The following is a 19,342-nucleotide window of genomic DNA, read 5'->3' on the forward strand; positions in this document are numbered from 1 at the left end:
GGTTCGGCGTCAGGTGAGGAGTCTTAGGTGAGCGTCCGGGTCTTTCTGGTCGACGATCATGCCGTGTTCCGGTCCGGGGTGCGGGCGGAACTGAGCCGCGAATCCGATATGGAGGTCGTCGGCGAGGCGGGCGGGGTGGCCGAGGCCATCGCCGGGATCAAGACGACCGCGCCGGACGTGGTGCTGCTGGACGTGCACATGCCCGACGGGGGCGGGGTCGCCGTGCTGCAGGGCATCGACCCGGGACCGGTGTGCCTGGCGCTCAGTGTCTCCGACGCGGCCGAGGACGTGATCGCGGTGATCCGGGCGGGCGCGCGCGGGTACGTCACCAAGACCATCTCGGGGCCGGAACTGGCCGACGGGATCCGCCGGGTCTCCGGTGGCGACGCGGTGTTCTCGCCGCGGCTGGCCGGCTTCGTGCTGGACTCCTTCACCGGCAAGTCACCGGTGCCCGAGCCCCCGCTGGACCCGGAACTGGACTCGCTGACCCCGCGCGAGCTCGAGGTGCTGCGCCTGCTGGCGCGCGGCTACACCTACCGCGAGATCGCCGAGACCCTGTTCATCTCGGTGAAGACGGTCGAGACGCACGCGTCGAACGTGCTGCGCAAGACCCAGCAGTCGAACCGGAACGCCCTCACCCGCTGGGCGCACCGGCGCCGTATCGATTGAATTACCCAAGGCGACAACTGATTTCGTGCGTCGAGGGTAACTCGTCGGGTACGCCCGAAATCGGTTCGGCACTCGACCGCCGGCACGCGTGCACGACTCTTGACGGCACCTGAGCCGTGCGCTGAAGTCGCGGGGAGGCGGCTACAGCACAACCAGAACGACGATGATGATCAGCAGGCCGATGAGCAGGCCGATCGCCACCGCGAGCGGGCCCGCGTTCGGGCCCAGGGCGTTCAGGTCGAAACCCTTCGACTTGGGTTGCGGGGCAGCCGGAGCCGCGGCCGCCTGCCGCTGCGGGCGGGGGAGCGGGCTGGAGTGCGGGCTGCGCAGCCCGGCGGCGGAATTGCGGGCCGCCCAGGCCGGGATGGTCCCGTCCTCGGTGCGGACCGGCGCGCCCAGGATGTAGGGCGCGGTGCCGGGACCGAAGGCGGCGGTGAGGATTTCGTTGCGCGCCTCGGTCATGGTGGGGCGGCGCTGCGGGGCCGGCTCCATCATGTGCAGCAGCACCTCGGTGAGCGGGCCGCTGCGGGCGGGCGGGGTGATCTGGGCCATGGCGGCGCGTTCCACGATGACATCGCTGTCCTCGTCGAAGCCGTAGGGCGGCCGCCCCTCGATGGCGGTGTACAGCGTTGCGCCGAGCGAGAATACGTCGCTGGCGGTGGTGGGGCGGGCGCCGCGCGCGACCTCCGGCGGCAGGTAGGCCGGGGTGCCGGTGATGACGTCACCGATCTCCTCGGTGGTGTCGTTGGCGCCGCTGGAGATGCCGAAGTCGCTGAGCTTGACCTTGCCGACCTCGTCGCCGCGATCGGCGACCAGGATATTGCCCGGCTTGATGTCGCGGTGCACGATGCCGGCGGCGTGCGCGGTCGCCAGCGCGTCCGCCACCTGCGCGCCGATCTGCGCCACCTCGATCGGGGACAGCTGATCCACCAGCGCAAGGGCTTTGGCCACACTGCGCGAGGGCAGATACTCCATCACCAGCCAGGGCTCACCGGCCTCCAGCACCACGTCGTACACGGCGATGGCGTGCTCGTGCGACAGCTTGGCCGCCACCCGGCCCTCGTGCATGATCCGGCTGCGGACCTCCTGTGCCTCCTCGTCGCTGAGCCCCTGCGTGGTGAGGACCTGCTTGATGGCGACATCGCGGTGCAGCAGCCGATCGGTCGCCAGCCACACGGCACCCATGCCACCACCACCCAGCTTCGACTGCAGGCGGTAGCGGCCGGCCACCAGATAGTCGGGGCCGACAATGGGACGGGCGCGTTCGGTCACGGGTGCAGGGTAGCGGAAAACCATCCTGACTGGCCTGCTTCGAAACCCGAGGTTTGCTGGCCATCCGGGTGCAGACCTGGGCATTTCTTCCAGACCCATACGGACACAGTGCGTTTCGCTTCTCGGCGCCCGCGCGCCCGGCCTGGAGAGAATCTTGCGGGGCTTCTGGCTTTCCGGGCGAAACTGACCAAACGGCTACCGTCGCCGCCGCGGCAGTCCTCGGAGGTTCGCGCGGACGCGCCTCTTATCACAATGTGTAGTGAAGAGGCGCGCCCCTATTTTTCGGGGGTTTCTTTTTGTGGCTTCGGACTCGATGACTCGCCATATTCGTGAACGCGTCGCACGCTACCGAGCGAACTCGAATTCCGAACGTGTAATTCGCGTGCCGGCCGTCACGTGAATTGCCTTATACGGTCGACCTCCACTGCGGTGGCGGGTTTCGGGGCGGCGCCGCAGCTGGCCTGGCGAGGTGAGTAGGCGAGGGTGCGGGTGGTGACCAGCCAGCTGCGCCCATCGCGATGGGTGACCCGGGCCGCGCCCGCGAAAGTGGCCGGGTCGGTGGCGTATTCGGTGTCGTCCGGGGCCGGTTCGACGGTGAGGTCGTCGATGCCCGCGGTCGGATCGGCGTCCCCGGGGACGGTGGTCGCCAGCCCGCTGTCGTCGAGGAGCGGGGTGGTCAGGGTGTAGGAGGCGTCCGCGATGCGCTGGCGGACCGCGACTTCCGCGACCTGCTCGACCGGGGTGTAGCAGCTGCGGCCGCGTAATCCGGTGAGCGAGACCTCGCCCTTGTCGGCGGCGGCGAGCATGGCGTGGGCCGAATCCTCGTCCAGACGGCCGTAAGTGAGCCCGGTGGGGAGGACGATGACGGCGGGGGCGAAGCGGTGGCCGCCGGTGTGCGAACACTCCCACACCCGGTCGGGGTGGGCGGCCGACAGGCTCGCGGCGATGGGGCGGCCCAGCAGCGCGCAGCACTGATCGCGTTTGCCGTGCGCGCAGACCAGGACCAGCGGATCCGTCACGGCCGCACCGATTCCCGGGGCTGGGCCGTTGAGCAGGTGCAGGTCCAGATCCAGCAGCTCACGCAGGTCGCTGATCTCGAGGCGCTCGCACCAGGATCCCTCCGGCCGCGAACTGGCGAGCAGAACCGTTCGCACACCCGTGAATTCCTGGCGCCCGGGCCGCCGGATCAGGGTCGGCCGGACGTGCGCCGCCTTGGTGCGCGCCGCCAGTTCAGGCGTGATGTCGGGCCCGAGCACCTCGTCGCCGATCACATCGCGACCCCACGCCCCGGGCTGCTCGACACACAGCCAGCCGGTGATGCGGGTCGCGCTCCCGGGTAGCGGAACCTCCAGCGCCGCAGCCGAACACGACAATCCCTCGAACCCCGTCACAATGGCTTCCCGTCGATCAGCTTCCGGATCACCTGCGCCAGCCGCCGCGCTCGCGCCTCCGGCCGCACCGCGCTGCCCAGGTGGTAGCCGACCGCGATGCGCGACTGCGTGGGCAGCGTCTCGAAGAAGGCCGCCGCCTCCGGATGCCGGGCCAGCGCTGCCAGGAAATCCTCCGGCAGATCCCGGCCGACGGCATTGTCCCAGCGGCCGTCCGCCCTGGCCCGGTCCACCTCGGCCTGCCCGGCCGGATGCATGAGCCCGGTCGCGATCATTTCGTCCACCAGGCCGACATCGCGCTGCGACCACTGGCTGCGCGGGCGGCGCGGCGTGAAACCCATGACGAAGAAGTCCTCGTCGAGCTTCTTGGACTGCCCGTCGATCCAGCCGAAGCACAGGGCCTGCCGCAGCGCGCCGTCATAGTCCAGCGAGGCGTACCCGGAGCCCTTCTTCGCGAACTTCAGCCAAATGCCGTCCACCGCTGCGTGATTGGCCGACAGCCAGTCCCGGAACGACTGCTCGTCGGGAAACCACAGCGTGGGACGCTCGGATGCGGACACCGTTCAACTGTAGATTCCGGCAGCTCAGTGCCCCAGAAAGGGGAGCACTTCGGCCTCGAACCGGTGGTAGCGGTCGCGGTGGATGCTGTGCCCGCACCCGAAGGTGCGAACCGTGCAATCGGGCAGGCTCGCGCGCACCTGCTCGAGCTTGTCCGGGTCCACCATGCCGCCGGGCCCGCCGCGCAGGAACAGCGTGGGCGCGGTGATGTCGGACAGCCCTTCCCACCACTCCGGATACGGCTTGCGGAACTGCTCGAGCGCCACCCCGGTCATGGAGCGATCGAAGGCCAGCACCGCACGCGGATGCCGGATGATGCTGGTGGTGGCGTGCCACAGTTCCGGGATCGACGGCAGCCTGCGCGTGAACCGCATCTGCTCGTCGCCGGAGCGCAGCGGCAGCGGCTGTTCCTCGATCACCAAGCGCCGCACCAGTTCCGGGCGTTCCATCGCCAGCCACGAGATGGCGTATCCGCCGAGCGAGTGCCCGACCAGATCCGCCGTTTCCAGTCCGAGCCGATCGCACAGCCGCAGCAGGTCGGCCCCGAATTCCGGGAATCGGTAGGAGGCGGTGTGGCCGCTGCGTCCGTGCCCGCGCAGGTCGGGAATGATCACCCGGCGTCCGCGCCGTACCAGCTGGGCGGCGAATCGATCCCAGGTGTGCCCGTCCCCGCCCATGCCGTGCACCAGCACCACGGGTGTGTCGCTGTAGAGATGCCCGCCCGTCGCGCCGGAATCCCGGTAGGCGATCCGGACGTCTTCGAACTCGACCCGGGTGACCGCTGACTCCATGATGGTCCAGAGTACGGATCGGGGTCCGGGTGGCGCCCCAGTTTGTGCGCAGCGCCATATCGAATTACCGATTCGGTTGCCTATTCATTCCGATGGCGAATGATGGCGAAACCCTGCACATCCTGGCCCGATATCTGCTTGCTACAGCATGTGAAATAGATCACTTTCACATTGTCGATAATCGGTCAACCGTGACGGTAGCGTCATCGCCGATTCACCAATGCTTTTTCTGTCGGGGAAATATGGTTCTCAATGCTGCCGCCCCCGCGGTCGATCTCCAGGATCTCCAGGAACCGAGCCCGCCGCGGCCCACCTTCGCTACGGCGTGGGTCCTTCTACTAGCCGCACTCGGCGGGGCCTTTCTCGCCGTCCCCACGCTGCGCTACGACTTCTTCGGCGACGAGCTGTATTTCGTCGCCGCGGGCGCGCACCGCAGCATCACCTACGCCGACCAAGGCGTGCTCATACCGCTGATGGCCCACCTGGCCGACGCCGTGGCGCCCGGCTCGGCGCCCGTGTTGCGATTGCCGGCGGTCCTGATGACCGCGGCCGCGGTCGTGATCAGTGCCGCGGTCGCCTACGAACTGGGCGGCTCGCGCACCGCGCAACTGCTCGCGGCCGCCGCCTACGGGGTCTCGCCACTCGCCGCGACCCAGGCCGTCCAGCTGAGCACCTTCTCCTTCGACGCGACCCTGCAGGCTGCCGTCATCTGGTTGCTGATCCGCTGGATTCGCACCCGCGACGACCGCCTGCTCGTCGCGCTCGGCCTCGTCGCCGCCATCGATCTGCAGGTCAAATGGTTCATTCCCACGATCCTGCTGTGCCTGGGCGCGGGCGTGCTCGTCGCGGGACCGCGGCAGCTGCTGTGGCGGCCCGCGCTGTGGCAGGGCGCGGCGATCTTCGCGGTCTCCGCGGTGCCCGGCCTGTGGTGGCAGCACACGCACGGCTGGCCGGCGCTGGCTATGAGCAAGGTGATCGGCGCCGAGCAGGACGCGGCTGGCGGCGGGCCGCTCGCGTGCATGCCGCAGATGATCGGACTGACCGGTTTGCTGGGCGGGCTGCTCGCCGGCTGGGCCTTCTGGTGCCTGGCTCGGCAACGCTGGCTGCGGCCCTACCTGTTCATGCTCGTCGCCTCGGCGCTGCTGGTGCTCGTCGTCCTCGTCGGGCACGGACGGCCTTACTACACAGCGGGATTCCTGCCCGTGCTGTTCGGCATCGGCGCGGCCTCGCTGCCCTACTCGGTGAACGATCGCGGCGGCCGCTTGCTGCGAGTCGTCGCGCCGCCGATCGTGGTGCTGTCGCTGGCCATCATCGCCGCGCTCGTGGTCACCCTGCCGCAGCCGCCCTCCCGCATGCACGGCGCCATCCGGAACCAGGCCGACTTCGCCATGCGGACCAGCATTTTCGGCTCCTCGGGATGGTCCGATCTGACCGCGAAGGTCGCCGATGCCTACCGGCAGCTCCCGGAGGCGGAACGCCCGAAAGCGATCATCGCCCAGAACTATTGGCAGGCGGCCGCGATCCAGAACTTCGGGCGCGACTACGACCTGCCGCCCGTCTACAGCCCCAACCGCGGCTTCGGCTACTTCGGCCCGCCGCCGTCGGACACCGACGCCATCCTCTACGTCGGCCTCGACAGCGCCGAACCCACCCTGCGGCGGCAGTTCGGCGAGGTGACGGTTCGTGCGCACCTGAACATTCCGAACGGATTCCCCGGCGTGAACACGGATATCACCATCGCGGTCTGCCGCGAACCCGTGCATCCCTGGACCGAGCTCTGGCCCACCATGATGGATCTGCGCCTGCCGCTGGGCATTTGAGCGGCACCGCCGCTGGGCATTTGAGCGGCGCCTACTCGTAGAGCCCCTCCACATGCCAGGCGCTGTTGTAGCCGAGCAGGAGCAGCGCGCGCAGGCGGGTGGCGTCCTCGGCGTCCAGCTGTACCTGGGCGCGGGCGGCGAAGCCGTGCTCGAAACGGTGTGTCCACCAGCGATCGTCGACCGGCCAGGGTCCGGCCCAGCCGGTCAGCCGCCAGGAGCTGCTGCCCCAGTGCAGGTGGGCGGGATCGGCGGTGAACAGGCCGCGCTCGGTGACCCAGATCTGGGAACCGTCGGCAGCCTCGAGGCGCACCTCCGGATGATGGGTGAGCACCAGCGCCGGAGCGGGCTCGGGAAGCCGGCCGGGCCAGGGTTGGGCCGGATCGGTCGCGGGCACCGGCTCGTCACCGAGGGTGACCATGGTGATGCGCTCCCCCGGGCCGCGGCCGCCGCTGAGCACACCCATGCGCACGGCGTCACCGCCCAGCAGACTCTGCACCCGGATCAGCGCGCGGCGCGCCCGCTCCTCGTCCTCGCCGACCCCACCCCACAGGCCGAGTTGCAGGGCGCCGGCCGACACCACCTCGACGGGTTCCAGGCGCAGGAGGGTGACGGCCGCGTTCGGGCCGGCATCCCGGTCGTCGTGTGCCTCCGGCGAACCGGGAGCCGCGGCGCGGGTCCGGCCGCGATCGAGGGCACGGCGGGTGAGCCAGCCGTCGAGCTGCCAGCGGATGCGGTCGGCGGTGCTGTCCGGGGTGAGCGGTTCGGCACAGCGCCAGATGCGGGAGAACTCCTCGCCCGCTTCGGTTTCGGCGTGGATGACCAGACGGGTGCAGGCCACGGCGGCGGCGGAGAGCTTGGTGTGCAGCTCGGTGGCGAGCAGGCGGCCCGCGAAGGCGGCCATGTCGACGCGTTCGATCGGGGGATCGCAGCGGTGCTCCACGGTCAGGTCGGCGGCGGGCAGGCGGGCGGCGGGCGGGCGCTCCGGGACCGCGCGGGCGCAGCGGTGCGCGATGATCGCGTCCGCGCCGAACCGCGACGCCACCTCGGCGGGGGTGAGGGCCGCGAAGTCGCCGATGCGGCGCAGGCCCAGCCGGTGCAGCAGATCCACCAGTTCGACGCGCTGCGGTGCGGCCAGCACCGGTTCCACCGCCAGCTCCGAAACCGGCATGGGCGCAAGGAATTCCGCGCCCCGGCCGGGCGGGACCAGGGTGGCGCTGCGGGCGGCGAAGACCGCGGTGGACAGCTCGTCGGCAATGCCGATCTGGCATTCCACGCCGACCGCCGCCACGGCGTCCACCAGGCGCTCGGCGGCGGCCTGCTCGGAGCCGAAGAACCGCGCCGCGCCGCGCGCCGAGAGCGCCAGCATGCCCGGGCGCAGCACCTCGACGCCCGGCACGGTCGCGTCCACGGCCGCCACCACGGGTTCGAACAGACGGGCGTCGCGATCCGGATCATCCTGTGCCACCAGCAGATCCGGGCAGCGACCCTGAGCCTCCCGCTTCCGCAGGCCCCGGCGGATCCCTTCCGCCCGTGCCACCGCCGTACAGGCCACCACCCGATTGGCCGCGAACACCGCCACCGCGCGAGTGGCCTCCGCGCCCGCCTCGGCAGCCGCCGCCACCGCGGGCCAATCCGGGCACCACACCACGAGCACCCGCCGCGCCTTCACGACCGGCCTGCTCTCGCGGCGCTACCGTAGCGGTCGGCAGCCGGACGGCAATCGCGGCGGTCAGGCCGCGACATGACGCCCGCCCACACGCGGGTGCACCCGGAGGGCACGGGAAATCCGCTGCGCCGCAGGCGCTATCGCCTGGCCGGAGGCGGTCGGGGCGGCGGTAGGCGATCGGTCAGGACGCGGCATGACGCGCCGGGCGCAGTGGTTCGGGAGCGGCGGCGGGCCGGGCGGGGCCGGGGGTGGCGACCCATTCGACGCGACCGTCGGCGGGGCTGAGGGCCAGGTGGCCGGAGCGGGGTTGGGCGGAGCGGCCGCGGACGGAGACGTCGAGGCGGACGGTGCGCAGGCGGCCGCAGCCGCGGCCCAGGCCGCTGTATCCGGCGACCCGGGTGTCGATGTGCAGGGCGGAACCGGACCAGGAGCCGTTGGTCACCATCAGGGTGGAGTTCTTGCTGCGGGCGCGGGCGGCGAGGATGCGGGCTCGGGACATGGGGACGGCGAGACCGTTCAGCCCGAGCACCACCAGGTCCAGGCCATCCAGCAATACGGAGGCAACTTCGAGCGGGTCCGGTCCGGGATCGGAGACCACCGCCAGCCGGTCGAGCCGGGCCCCCATCTCCGCGGCGGCCAGCAACCCCAGCCGCGGCAGTCCGACCACCGCGGCATGCCCCCCGGAGCCCGTCACCGCGGCCAGCAGCCCCGAGATCAGCGACCCTGCGCCGTTGTAGACGACCACCGATCCCTTGGCCAATCCGCCATCGGGTAAAAGGTTTTCGAGCGCCCCCGGCACCGGCAAGGACTCTCGCCGCGGCTCCTCGGACACAGGCACATGGGCCGCCACCTCGGCCCCGCGCGCGGGCACGGCGGCCATCCGCCGCCGCAACTCGGCCAACTGCGCCCGCCTGGCCTCCGCAGCCGCACCCATCTATTGACCACCTCTCCCAGTCGACGGGACCCAACCCTCGGCAACGCAAGCCAGCACCGAGCTAGCTACCTAACATAATCGAAAGTTTGTTCGATCAATGCACAGTAGAACTCGAATCCCAGGACGCGTCAAGAGGCGTGTGATCAAGCGCCGTATCCGTCACGCTTCCCGGGCGCCAGGAGTGCTGCCGCGACGGCCGGCTTCACACGAGGTGGTTGCGGAGCCAGGTGGTCATGAGGGGGAGGACCTCGGGAAGCTTGGAGGCGGCGACGTGGCCGGTGCCGGGAATGAGATGAACCTCGGTGTCGCGACGGCCGGAGAAGGTCAGGGTGTCGGACGCGGTGATGTGTACGTCGTCGGCGCCATTGACGATCAACATCGGCGAATTGTCGTCCCGTGCAAGCAGATCGGCGCGGATGAAGGGCTTGCTGGCGGCCATGATCTCGTCCGGGGTCGGCGCGGTGGTGAAGCCGAAGGCATTGCCCGCGATGTCCTTCATGCCGAACATCAGGTGCTGGAAGTTCTCCTTTTCGAACGAGTCCACGATCGGCCCGCCGAGATCGATGGCCGCGTCCACCGCGCCACGCAGGCCCGACGCGGCGGCGAAGTTGCCGCCGTACGACAGCCCGAAGTGGCCGGCCCTGCCATTGCCCAGTCGGCGCGCCTCGGCGATGAGGCCGTCGATCACCTCGTCGGCATGGGCGTCCAGCGGCGCCTCGGTTTCTCCGGTGCCCGGGTGGTCGAAGCCCATGACCGTCACCCCGGCGCCGCGCACGAAAGTCAGTGAGATGTCGTGCAGGTCCATCTTCCAGGTGTCGAGGCCGCCGCTGGCGATCAGCACCGGCCTGGCCGCATAGTCGTCATCGGCCGAAAGCAGGTGCACGGGAACGGAGATCGTGCCGTCGCGGTAGGGCAGTTCCAGGATCCGCCGCTCGAAGTGCGCGCCGAAACCCGGTGCGGCCGAGGTGTACTGCTCGAGCTGATGCCGCAGGGCCGTACGCCGGGCATCGTTCGCCAAGGATGGAAACTTGGCCGCACCGTAGGCCAGCGCCGCCCGGTAGTGTTCGCCACGGTCGGCGTATTCGCTTGCCAGGGAAGAGAATTCGTATGTCCACCCGCCGGGCGCGTCCGCCCACATCTCGGTGATACGGGCGGCGGTGCGATCGACATCCTCGGCGGGCAGGCCCAGATTGATGAACTGGGGGCGGCGCTCACCGAAGAGGGCGGCGGTGTCGACGGGGAATTCGTAGGTCATGGTGGCATCCCTTCGCGCTAATGCAACATCTGGTTGCGTTAGAGATCATGGCATACTGGGGCGTCTAACACAACAGGAAGTTGCATTTATGGCTGAAGGAGCACCGGGCACCGTTCGCGCCGGAGGGCGCACCGGCAAGGTCCGCGCCGCGGTTCTCGACGCCGCGTTGCGCGAACTCGCGGAGCACGGCTATGCGGCGCTGTCCGTGGACCGCATCGCCGAACGCTCCGGAGTGCACAAGACCACGATCTATCGCCGTTGGCAGACAAAGGAATCCGTGCTCGCCGCGGCCGTCGCCGACCTGGTGGAAGGTCTGTTCCCGATCCCGCGCACCGGCGCCGTCGAATCCGACCTGCGCCAATTCGGCCGCGCCCTGGTCGATCTGCTCACCAGTGACGACCCGTCCGTCGCCGGAGCCATCCGCACCCTGTTCTCCGACGCCGCGAACGATCCGCGGATCGCCGATCTCAAACGCGACCTCTACGCCGGCCGCTATCGAGCCGCCGAAACCATCGTCACCGCCGCCGTCGACCGCGGTGAACTGCCCGGGGACACCGACGTTCGCGAACTCATCGGCCTCGTCACCGCGCCCCTCTACTACCGCTTCCTGGTCACCGGCGAACCCCTGACCTATGCCGTATCCGACCGCGCCGCCGCCACCGCCCTCATCGCCGTCCGCGCCGGGGCCTGCCGCAAGTAGCCGATCCCGGACAGTGCCACACTCGGTGATTCGGGGCGGGGGAGTCAGTCGAGGGTGACCACCACGGTTTCGCCGTGCCGGGTTATTTCGATGCTGCTGCCTGCCGGAGCTTCGGCTGTGAGCAGGACATCGCGTATGACTTCGATCGCCGCGCGCCAATCGTCGATCACTGTCAGGGGGAGGTCGTCGACCCAGCTGCCGTCCCTTCGGCCCACGCGGGCGGGTCCGTGCGTGGTGGTTCCCAGTCCGGCGGCTCGCAGGGCGGCGTTGAGAAGAGGCTTCAGCTGTGATGCCGGACCGTTTCGAGGGGCTTCGGAGGAGGAAACGGGCAGGTAGGCGTGGGCGTGGTAGCGGCGGGGCGGTGGGGATGTGTGGTCGGAGCGGGTTCGCGGCAGGGTGTGAGGGTCGACGCCGAGGAGGAGCTCGGTCATGACCAGGGCGCGGAGTTCACCCGCGCCGGGGGACAGCGCCGACAGGACGGACCGGTCGGTGCAACCCGCGGTGTGCAGCGCGGTGGTCAGGGCTGTCCGGTGCGCCGCTGTCGGATCGGCGGCGAAGGTCTGGGCGGCCGCCTCGACCTCGGGGTGTCTGGACCAGGGCTGGTCGCGGACGGCCGCGCAGCGGGCGCGTGCCCGGTCGACAGCGGTTGCCAGTGCGTCGAAGGGGAATTCGGGATCGTCCGGGTCGCGCATCGAGTACAGGTCGTCGGCGGGGTAGTCCGGATCATCGTGATAGGGATCGTCCGGCTGCTCGACGTAATCGAGGTACCACCAACCGGTTTCGTCGTCCTGCAGCCAATCCACGCCGAATGCCCGGATATCGCCGTGCGCGGCGTACGCGCGCCGCTGATAGGGGTCCAGGCCGGGCAGGGCGGCGAATGCCTCACGCAGCAGCGGGACGGCGATCGCGGCGTCGGCGTCGGTGCACAGCGGGGCGAAACGGCCGAGCAGGGCCAGGTGCGGCCCTGAGCAGGGCGGGTCCGGGTCAGCGGGTGGTCACCAGTGGGTGCCCGGGACCAGCCGGGCCGCGCGGCGCAGGGCGGTTCCGGTGACGCGGACCGCGGGCGGGACGGTGCGGCGGCGGCGTTGCGGGACAACGATGTCCACGTCGAACGTCTCCGGTTCGGGCACCGCCTCGCCCTTGGCCGCGGGGGAGTCGGGGATGGCGCGGTAGTAGCGGTGCAGGACCCGCTCCTTGATGCCGGGTGCGAACATGGAGCCGTACTCGGCCAGGGTGCCGAGCGGCACGTCGATGCGGCGGCGGCGCTCGGTGAGGGCCCGCACGATGAGCGCCGCCGCCCACTCCGGGGACTGGGTGCCGGTGCCCTGGTCGCCGCTCGGGGTGATCATGGGGGTGCGGACCAGCGGCATGTGGATGGTGGTGAAAGTGATGTTGCTGGAACGCATTTCGGCCGCGGTCACCTCGGCGAACTTGTCCAGGGCCGCCTTGCTGGCCAGGTAGGCGGCGAAGCGCGGGGTGGCGACCTGGACGCCGGCGCTGGAGATGTTCACGATGTGACCGTCGTGGCGCTCCCGCATACCGGGCAGCAGGCCCAGGGTCATGCGCACCGCGCCGAAGTAGTTGACGGCCATGGTGCGCTCGAAGTCGTGCATGCGGTCGGTGGATCGGTGCACGGCGCGGCGGATGGAGCGGCCGGCATTGTTGACCAGCATGTCGACGTGCCCGTGGGTGTCGAGCACGGCCTGCAGGGTCCGGTCGACCGAGTCCTGATCGGTGACATCGCACGGGTAGCCGAACGCGGCGCCGCCCGCGGCGGTGATCTCGTCCACCACGGTGGACAGCTCGTCGGCGCGGCGGGCCAGCAGGATGACGACCGCGCCCTTCTCGGCGACGGCGAGCGCGGCCGAGCGGCCGATGCCGGAGGATGCGCCGGTGATGACGACGTGCTTGCCGGCCAGATCGCGGCGGGCGCGCCGTCGGGCCAGGTAACCGGTGCCGTTGTCGGCCGAGCTATCGGTCATCGCTGCTCCCTTGCAGGTTGAATTGCCTGTAACTTACTCCAAAGTAAGTTACCGCGCCACAGTGTGGTTGCCCACCTCTGAATCGGCCTCCGGGGATTTGGTGCGTGCCGCTGTAGAGACCAATCGGTTTCGAATGTATGTTCGATACTCGAGACCGGTCGGATTGCGGAGGAGATGCGTCATGGGCTGGCACAACGGCCCGCCTTCGTGGGCGGAGATGGAACGGGTGCTGTCCGGACGGCTCGATCCCGCGCGCAAGCCGGTCGACGGCGACGGCGGCGACAGCCCGGCCTGGTCACGAAAGCGGGAGAAGTACGAGGCGGGGGAACTCGGGCGGGTCGCGCGATCGGCGGTGCCGTACGCCGAGCTGCACACGCACTCGGCCTACAGCTTCCTCGACGGCGCCAGCCAGCCCGAAGAACTCGTGGAGGAAGCCGTGCGACTGGGCCTGGAGGCCCTCGCGCTGACCGATCACGACGGGTTCTACGGCGTGGTGCGGTTCGCGGAGGCAGCGCGGGAATGGCGGATGCCGACCATCTTCGGCGCCGAGCTGTCCATCGGCACCGCGGCCCGCGCCGGTGCGCACCTGGCGCCCCGCGGGCGGCGGCGCGGCCGCGAATCCGAGTCGGACGCACTGAATTCCGAGCCGCGCACCGGCACACCCGACCCGGCCGGACCGCACCTGCTGGTGCTGGCCCGCGGGCAGGAGGGGTATCGGCGGCTGTCGCGGGAGATGGCCGCCGCGCACATGGCGGCGGGGGAGAAGGGCATCCTGCGCTACGACCTGGAACGGCTCACCGCCGCGGCGGGCGGGCACTGGCACATTCTCACCGGCTGCCGCAAAGGGACTGTGCGACAGGCACTTCGGCAGGGCGACGCGGCGGCCGAGGCGGCGCTGCGCGATCTGATCGAACGGTTCGGGCGCGAGCACGTGAGCGTGGAGCTCACCCACCACGGCATTCCCGAGGACGATGAGCGCAATGCCCGGCTCATCGCCCTCGCCGACCGGGTCGGGCTGCCCGTACTCGCCACCACCGGAGCGCATTTCGCGGCCCCGCCGCACCGGCGCCGAGCCATGGCGCTGGCCGCCATCCGGGCCCGCTCCAGCCTCGACGACATGGCCGGCTGGCTGGCCCCCACCGGCGGCGCGCACCTGCGCTCCGGCGACGAGATGGCGCGGCTGTTCGCCGCCTGCCCCGAAGCGGTGGCGAATGCCGTTGCGCTGGGCCGGGACTGCGCGTTCGACCTGCGGCTGATCGCGCCCCAACTGCCGCCCTTCGACGTGCCGGACGGCCACGACGAGAACTCGTGGCTGCGCGAGCTCACCCTCCGCGGCGCGGCCCGCCGCTACGGGCCACAGGCCGGGAGCCCGGACGCCTATCGGCAGCTGGAACACGAACTGGACGTGATCGCCACCCTGAACTTCCCGGGCTACTTCCTGGTCGTGCACGACATCGTCAGCTTCTGCCGCGACAACGACATCCTCTGCCAGGGCCGGGGTTCCGCGGCCAATTCGGCGGTCTGCTACGCCATCGGCATCACCAATGTGGACCCGGTCGCCAACAAGCTGCTGTTCGAACGGTTCCTGTCGCCGGAGCGGGACGGGCCGCCGGACATCGACGTGGACATCGAATCGGATCGGCGCGAGGAGGCCATCCAGCACGTCTACGCCAAGTACGGGCGCGAATACGCGGCGCAGGTGGCCAATGTGATCACCTATCGCGGGCGCTCCGCGGTGCGGGATGCCGCACGCGCCCTGGGCTTTTCGACCGGACAGCAGGACGCCTGGAGCAAACAGGTGAGCCGCTGGACGGGCGTGGCGGAAGAGCAGCACACCGACATCCCCGGCGACGTCCTCGCGCTGGCCGGTGAATTGGAGGGGCTGCCAAGGCATTTGGGCATCCACTCCGGCGGCATGGTGATCTGCGACCGGCCCATCGCCGACGTGTGCCCGACCGAATGGGCGCGCATGGCCGATCGCAGTGTGCTGCAGTGGGACAAGGACGACTGCGCGTCGGCGGGACTGGTCAAGTTCGACCTGCTCGGGCTGGGCATGCTGTCGGCGCTGCACTACATGATCGACCTGGTGGCCGAGCACAAGGGGCACACCGTCGAACTGCATCGGCTGGACCTGGGCGAGGAAGCCGTCTACGACATGCTGTGCCGCGCCGACTCCGTCGGCGTCTTCCAGGTGGAGTCCCGCGCGCAGATGGCGACCCTGCCGCGCCTGAAGCCGCGGAATTTCTACGACCTGGTGGTGGAGGTGGCGCTCATCCGGCCGGGACCGATCCAGGGCGGGTCGGTACACCCCTACATCCGTCGCCGCAATGACAGGGAGAAGCCCGATTACGACCATCCGGCACTGGAGAACGCGCTGGAACGCACCCTCGGCGTGCCGCTGTTCCAGGAGCAGCTCATGCAGATGGCCGTGGACGTCGCCGGATTCACCGCCGCCGAGGCCGATCAGCTGCGCCGCGCCATGGGATCCAAACGGTCACCGGAAAAGATGGAACGGCTGCGGGCCCGCTTCTATCAGGGCATGAAGGACCTGCACGGCATCACCGGCGAGGTGGCCGACCGCATCTACGAGAAGGTGTACGCCTTCGCGAATTTCGGTTTCCCGGAAAGCCATTCGCAGAGTTTCGCCTCACTGGTGTTCTACTCGGCGTGGTTCAAGCTGCATCACCCGGCCGCCTTCTGCGCGGGACTGCTGCGCGCCCAGCCTATGGGGTTCTACTCGCCGCAGTCGCTGGTCGCCGACGCGCGACGGCACGGGGTGGTGGTGCACGGGCCCGACATCAACCACAGCCTGACCGAGGCGACCCTGGAGGCACAGGGCCTCGAGATCCGGCTGGGGCTGGCCGCGGTCCGGCACATCGGCACCGAGCTGGCCGAACAGATCGTGGCCGCCCGCGAAATCGGGCCCTACACCACGTTTCTCGACCTCACCGGGCGCGTGGAGCTGAGCGTGCCGCAGGCCGAAGCGCTGGCCACCGCGGGCGCGCTGACCAGTCTCGGCGGCACCCGCCGCGAGGCGCTGTGGGCGGCGGGCGCGGCCGCCGGGGAACGACCCGACCGGCTGCCCGGCACCGGCGCGGCCACCGCCGCACCCGCCCTGCCCGGGATGAGCGCGCTGGAGCTGGCCGCCGCCGACGTGTGGGCCACCGGCGTCTCGCCCGGCAGCTATCCGACCGAATTCCTGCGCGAGCGCCTCGACGCGCTCGGCGTCATCCCCGCCGCGCAGCTGCTCGACATTCGTGACGGCACCCGGGTTCTCGTCGGCGGCGCGGTCACCCACCGGCAGCGTCCGGCCACCGCGGGCGGGGTCACCTTCCTCAATCTGGAGGACGAGACCGGCATGGTGAACGTGGTCTGCTCGGTCGGCCTCTGGGCCCGCTACCGCCGCCTGGCCACCACCGCGCGCGCCCTGCTCATCCGCGGGCGGGTGCAGAACGCCGAGGGCGCGGTCACCATCGTCGCCGACCATCTGCAGCGCATGGACCTGCGCATCGAGGGCCGTTCCCGCGACTTCCGCTGAACGCGGCCGCCGGCACCATATTTCGGTTGTCGCATCGAACGGCGCGCCCCGCACGGGTGAGATGCAGGGCGCGCCAAGGGTTTTCTCCTGTATCGGCGAGCAGCTAGAAGTCGCCGCCTCCGGAATCGCCGCCGCCACCGAAGTCGCCGCCGCCACCGGAGTCACCGCCGCCGAAATCGCTTCCACCGCCGAAGTCGTAGTCGCCGCCGCCTCCGCCCCACTCCTGGGGGCCGGGGTCGTAACCGCCGTAGCCGCCGGACTCCGGGGGCGGGCCGTATTCCGGGCCGCGGTCGCGTTCGTGTTCGCCTTCCATCCGGCCGAGTTCGTAGCCGAGCAGGCCGCCGCCCAGGGCGCCGCCGACCGCGCCGAGACCGGCCGCGGCACCGGGGCTCATGCCGGGACGGCCACCGCCGTAGGGCGGCGGGGGCGGGCCGCCGTAGCCCGGGCCGCCGTAGCCCGGGCCGCCCGGGGCGTAGCCGCCGCCGAAACCACCGCCACCGAACGGGGCGGGCGGGGGCGGCGGGGTGCCGCGGCGACGGCGGACGAACGCGACGACCGCCGCGATGATGCCGCCGATGACCAGGATCGGACACAGCAGGCCCAGCCAGCCCCAGCCGCTGCTCTTGCTCTCGGGCTTGGCGACGGGCTGGTGGGCGGGGGCCGGGTTGCCGGCCTTGACACTGGTGGGCGCGGCCTGATCGGCGGCCGTCTTCAAGGCGCCCAGCGCCGCGATGGTCGCACCTGTGTAATCGCCACTGCCGAGCGCGTTTCCGAAGGCGGTCCCCGCGGGCGTGGTGTCGCGGATGTGGGAATTCGCGCCGGTGCGGATGGTCAGCCACTTGGTCTTGGTATTGATGGCCAGCACCACGTCGGTCGGATTCTTGACGTGGGTCTGGGTCTCCGTATCGAACTTGGCGCGATCGTCGGAGTACTTCTCGGTGGTGAAGATCTGTACCGGATCCGTCAGCTGCAGCGCGGCATTCGTCACCTTGGTGACATCGAGCACCTTGGAATCGTCGTGAACGGTGACCGGCCCGGCCGCGGCCGTACCCGTCGCCAGCAGGATCACCCCCGCCACCGCCGACAGCAGCAACAGCAAACGCTTGACCATCTGAACTTTCCTTTCCGGGCGGCCTTCCCTGCCGCCGCGGCATCGCCTGCGACACTACGACGTCCCCGCCTCGATCGCTGCCCTCGAGCCTGTGCGCTGTATCGCAGGCCCCACCCGTTGACCCGGACCCCGTCCGCGACAATGGGGTCGGGCGCGGGAAGGGAGTGCGGCGTGTCGACAGTGGTCCGGGCGACCATCAAACCCGGCAGCAAGAAGGGGCCCCTGGTCGAGATCCTCGACGATGGCGCGCTGCAGCTGTACGTCCGCGCCCCGGCGGTGGAGGGCAAGGCCAACAAGGCCGCCATCGAGCTGCTGGCCGCCCACTACGGCGTCCCCAAATCCGCGGTCCGCCTGACCGGCGGTGCGACCTCCCGCTTCAAGCGCTTCGAAATCGACGACTGATCCCGGAAACTCAGACCGCGCCCGGAAAACCCAGCTGCCGCCAGGCCTCGTACACGGCGACGGCCGCGGCATTGGACAGATTCATCGAGCGCCGGCCCGGCAGCATCGGGATGCGCAGCTGCTCGGTGACGCGGGGATCGGCTAGCACCTCCTCGGGCAACCCGGTCGGCTCGGGCCCGAAGAGCAGCACATCGCCCGAGCGATAGGCGACATCGGTGCTGTGGGTGGTGGCCGTCGCGGTGAAGGCGAAGACCCGCTCGGGCCGAATGGCGTCCCACGCGGCGGCGAGACTCTTGTGCACGGTGACGACGGCCAGGTCGTGGTAGTCCAACCCGGCCCGGCGTAGCTTCGGCTCGGATAGGTCGAAGCCGAGCGGTTCGATCAGGTGCAGTTCGCAGCCGGTGCCGGCCGCCAGCCGAATGGCATTGCCGGTATTCGGGGGGATGCGAGGTTCGAAGAACACGAGATGGAACACGGGCTCCAGCATCGCAGAGGGCCGGATAAGCTCGTCCGGTGACTCCAGCCCATGCCGCACCCGAGAGCCGTAGCAGTCGTGCGGGGGAGTTCGTCCGGGGCAATCTGCCCATACTGCTGGTAGCGGTGGTGCTGGTGGTGGCCGTGGTCTTCCTGGCCTGGGACCGCTGGCGGCGCGGCACCTTCTTCTTCGGCGGCGGGACGCTGCTGGCGGCGGCACTGCGGCTGATTCTGCCGACCGACCGGGCCGGTCTGCTCGCGGTGCGCAGCAAGGGTTTCGACGTCGCCTGGCTGACGGTGCTGGGCGGCGCGATCATCGCGCTGGCCGCGACCATCAGCAGCCTCGGCGTCACCTAGACCGCGCCGAGGTCGGGGCCGCGACCGGAGTCGCGGCGCTGAATGTTCGATCGGAGGGTGGCCGCGAACCCGCGGCGCTGGGGGATTGCTAGACCGAGGTTATGCGGCGGCCGAGCTCACGGCGCAACACTTCCTGGTCCGGGAGTCTGTGCAGGACACGGAGTATGGCCGGGCGAAGTTCACGCTGCTCGTCCTCGGAGAGCAGATCGACGAGATCGCGCAGATCCATGTCATCGAATGCGGCGGTCATGTCTGAATACATTACGTGTGCCGAGCCTTGCGCACACGTATTCCGGGCCGTCGGTTACGGAGGTGTCATATGCGCGAAACCGGAAGCGCGTCACGGCAATTCGAGCGAAACGGACACGATACGCGAGGTAACGCGCCTCCGGTGAGGCAGCGGAGATACAGCGGACGGGCAGCGT

The 19,342-nt window shown here is 70.1% G+C and carries 18 protein-coding genes; 6 read left to right on the plus strand and 12 right to left on the minus strand.

What is annotated here, in order from left to right; all coding sequences use genetic code 11:
- The first annotated feature begins 27 nt into the window (after positions 1-27).
- Entirely contained in the window at positions 28-669 is a 642-nt protein-coding gene (locus ACFXIV_RS35795; RefSeq protein ID WP_040855660.1) for a response regulator transcription factor, read from the plus strand.
- Between the two features lie 141 nt (positions 670-810).
- Here the strand turns inward: ACFXIV_RS35795 and ACFXIV_RS35800 are convergent, their stop codons facing one another.
- From ACFXIV_RS35800 to ACFXIV_RS35815, 4 genes are all read right to left on the minus strand, one after another.
- Positions 811-1,965 carry a serine/threonine-protein kinase gene (locus tag ACFXIV_RS35800; protein ID WP_379394758.1) on the minus strand — a complete coding sequence of 385 codons (1,155 nt, stop codon included), beginning with the start codon at positions 1,963-1,965 and terminating at the stop codon, positions 811-813.
- Positions 1,966-2,333: 368 nt separating this feature from the next.
- Positions 2,334-3,332 (minus strand): sucrase ferredoxin, encoded by a 999-nt coding sequence (locus ACFXIV_RS35805; protein ID WP_379394760.1) that lies wholly within the window; start codon positions 3,330-3,332, stop codon positions 2,334-2,336.
- On the minus strand, positions 3,329-3,889 hold the full coding sequence (locus ACFXIV_RS35810; RefSeq protein WP_379394762.1) for a YdeI family protein: 561 nt from the start codon (positions 3,887-3,889) through the stop codon (positions 3,329-3,331). The genes ACFXIV_RS35805 and ACFXIV_RS35810 overlap by 4 nt, the downstream gene beginning before the upstream one ends.
- A 24-nt stretch (positions 3,890-3,913) precedes the next feature.
- The gene (locus ACFXIV_RS35815) at positions 3,914-4,678 is read right to left on the minus strand and encodes an alpha/beta fold hydrolase (RefSeq protein ID WP_379394764.1); all 765 of its coding nucleotides are present in this window, start codon (positions 4,676-4,678) and stop codon (positions 3,914-3,916) included.
- A gap of 242 nt (positions 4,679-4,920) precedes the next feature.
- Between ACFXIV_RS35815 and ACFXIV_RS35820 the strand changes: the two genes are divergently transcribed.
- Entirely contained in the window at positions 4,921-6,498 is a 1,578-nt protein-coding gene (locus ACFXIV_RS35820; RefSeq protein WP_379394766.1) for an ArnT family glycosyltransferase, read from the plus strand.
- A gap of 31 nt (positions 6,499-6,529) precedes the next feature.
- On the opposite strand, the gene ACFXIV_RS35825 is transcribed toward ACFXIV_RS35820, so the two are convergent.
- The 3 genes from ACFXIV_RS35825 to ACFXIV_RS35835 form a co-directional block, all read right to left on the minus strand.
- Complete coding sequence (locus ACFXIV_RS35825; protein WP_379394768.1) at positions 6,530-8,167, minus strand: DNA polymerase Y family protein; 1,638 nt, start codon at positions 8,165-8,167, stop codon at positions 6,530-6,532.
- A gap of 178 nt (positions 8,168-8,345) precedes the next feature.
- Entirely contained in the window at positions 8,346-9,098 is a 753-nt protein-coding gene (locus ACFXIV_RS35830) for a hypothetical protein (protein WP_379394770.1), read from the minus strand.
- A 202-nt stretch (positions 9,099-9,300) separates the two neighbouring features.
- Positions 9,301-10,353, minus strand: coding sequence for an alpha/beta hydrolase (locus tag ACFXIV_RS35835; protein ID WP_379394772.1), 1,053 nt, complete (start codon positions 10,351-10,353; stop codon positions 9,301-9,303).
- A gap of 88 nt (positions 10,354-10,441) precedes the next feature.
- Between ACFXIV_RS35835 and ACFXIV_RS35840 the strand changes: the two genes are divergently transcribed.
- The gene (locus ACFXIV_RS35840) at positions 10,442-11,053 is read left to right on the plus strand and encodes a TetR/AcrR family transcriptional regulator (protein ID WP_379394774.1); all 612 of its coding nucleotides are present in this window, start codon (positions 10,442-10,444) and stop codon (positions 11,051-11,053) included.
- A 44-nt stretch (positions 11,054-11,097) separates the two neighbouring features.
- On the opposite strand, the gene ACFXIV_RS35845 is transcribed toward ACFXIV_RS35840, so the two are convergent.
- Positions 11,098-11,856: a hypothetical protein gene (locus ACFXIV_RS35845; RefSeq protein ID WP_379394776.1), complete on the minus strand. Its 759-nt coding sequence runs from the start codon at positions 11,854-11,856 to the stop codon at positions 11,098-11,100.
- 192 nt (positions 11,857-12,048) lie between these two features.
- Positions 12,049-13,035, minus strand: coding sequence for an SDR family NAD(P)-dependent oxidoreductase (locus ACFXIV_RS35850; protein ID WP_379394778.1), 987 nt, complete (start codon positions 13,033-13,035; stop codon positions 12,049-12,051).
- 181 nt (positions 13,036-13,216) lie between these two features.
- Between ACFXIV_RS35850 and ACFXIV_RS35855 the strand changes: the two genes are divergently transcribed.
- The gene (locus ACFXIV_RS35855; RefSeq protein WP_379394780.1) at positions 13,217-16,573 is read left to right on the plus strand and encodes an error-prone DNA polymerase; all 3,357 of its coding nucleotides are present in this window, start codon (positions 13,217-13,219) and stop codon (positions 16,571-16,573) included.
- Positions 16,574-16,676: 103 nt separating this feature from the next.
- Here the strand turns inward: ACFXIV_RS35855 and ACFXIV_RS35860 are convergent, their stop codons facing one another.
- Positions 16,677-17,684, minus strand: a complete 1,008-nt coding sequence (locus ACFXIV_RS35860) for a hypothetical protein (protein WP_379394782.1) — start codon at positions 17,682-17,684, stop codon at positions 16,677-16,679.
- A 141-nt stretch (positions 17,685-17,825) separates the two neighbouring features.
- Between ACFXIV_RS35860 and ACFXIV_RS35865 the strand changes: the two genes are divergently transcribed.
- On the plus strand, positions 17,826-18,086 hold the full coding sequence (locus ACFXIV_RS35865; protein WP_379381855.1) for a DUF167 domain-containing protein: 261 nt from the start codon (positions 17,826-17,828) through the stop codon (positions 18,084-18,086).
- Between the two features lie 10 nt (positions 18,087-18,096).
- Here ACFXIV_RS35865 and ACFXIV_RS35870 read toward each other — a convergent pair whose 3' ends face one another.
- Positions 18,097-18,561: a tRNA (cytidine(34)-2'-O)-methyltransferase gene (locus ACFXIV_RS35870; protein WP_379381857.1), complete on the minus strand. Its 465-nt coding sequence runs from the start codon at positions 18,559-18,561 to the stop codon at positions 18,097-18,099.
- Positions 18,562-18,599: 38 nt separating this feature from the next.
- Here ACFXIV_RS35870 and ACFXIV_RS35875 point away from each other — a divergent pair, with 38 nt between their 5' ends.
- Entirely contained in the window at positions 18,600-18,917 is a 318-nt protein-coding gene (locus ACFXIV_RS35875) for a DUF3017 domain-containing protein (RefSeq protein WP_379394784.1), read from the plus strand.
- Between the two features lie 88 nt (positions 18,918-19,005).
- Here ACFXIV_RS35875 and ACFXIV_RS35880 read toward each other — a convergent pair whose 3' ends face one another.
- Positions 19,006-19,167, minus strand: a complete 162-nt coding sequence (locus ACFXIV_RS35880; RefSeq protein ID WP_167659831.1) for a hypothetical protein — start codon at positions 19,165-19,167, stop codon at positions 19,006-19,008.
- Positions 19,168-19,342 lie beyond the last annotated feature (175 nt).

This window comes from Nocardia sp. NPDC059236 (genome assembly GCF_042754085.1).
In the GTDB taxonomy this organism is placed as follows: domain Bacteria; phylum Actinomycetota; class Actinomycetes; order Mycobacteriales; family Mycobacteriaceae; genus Nocardia.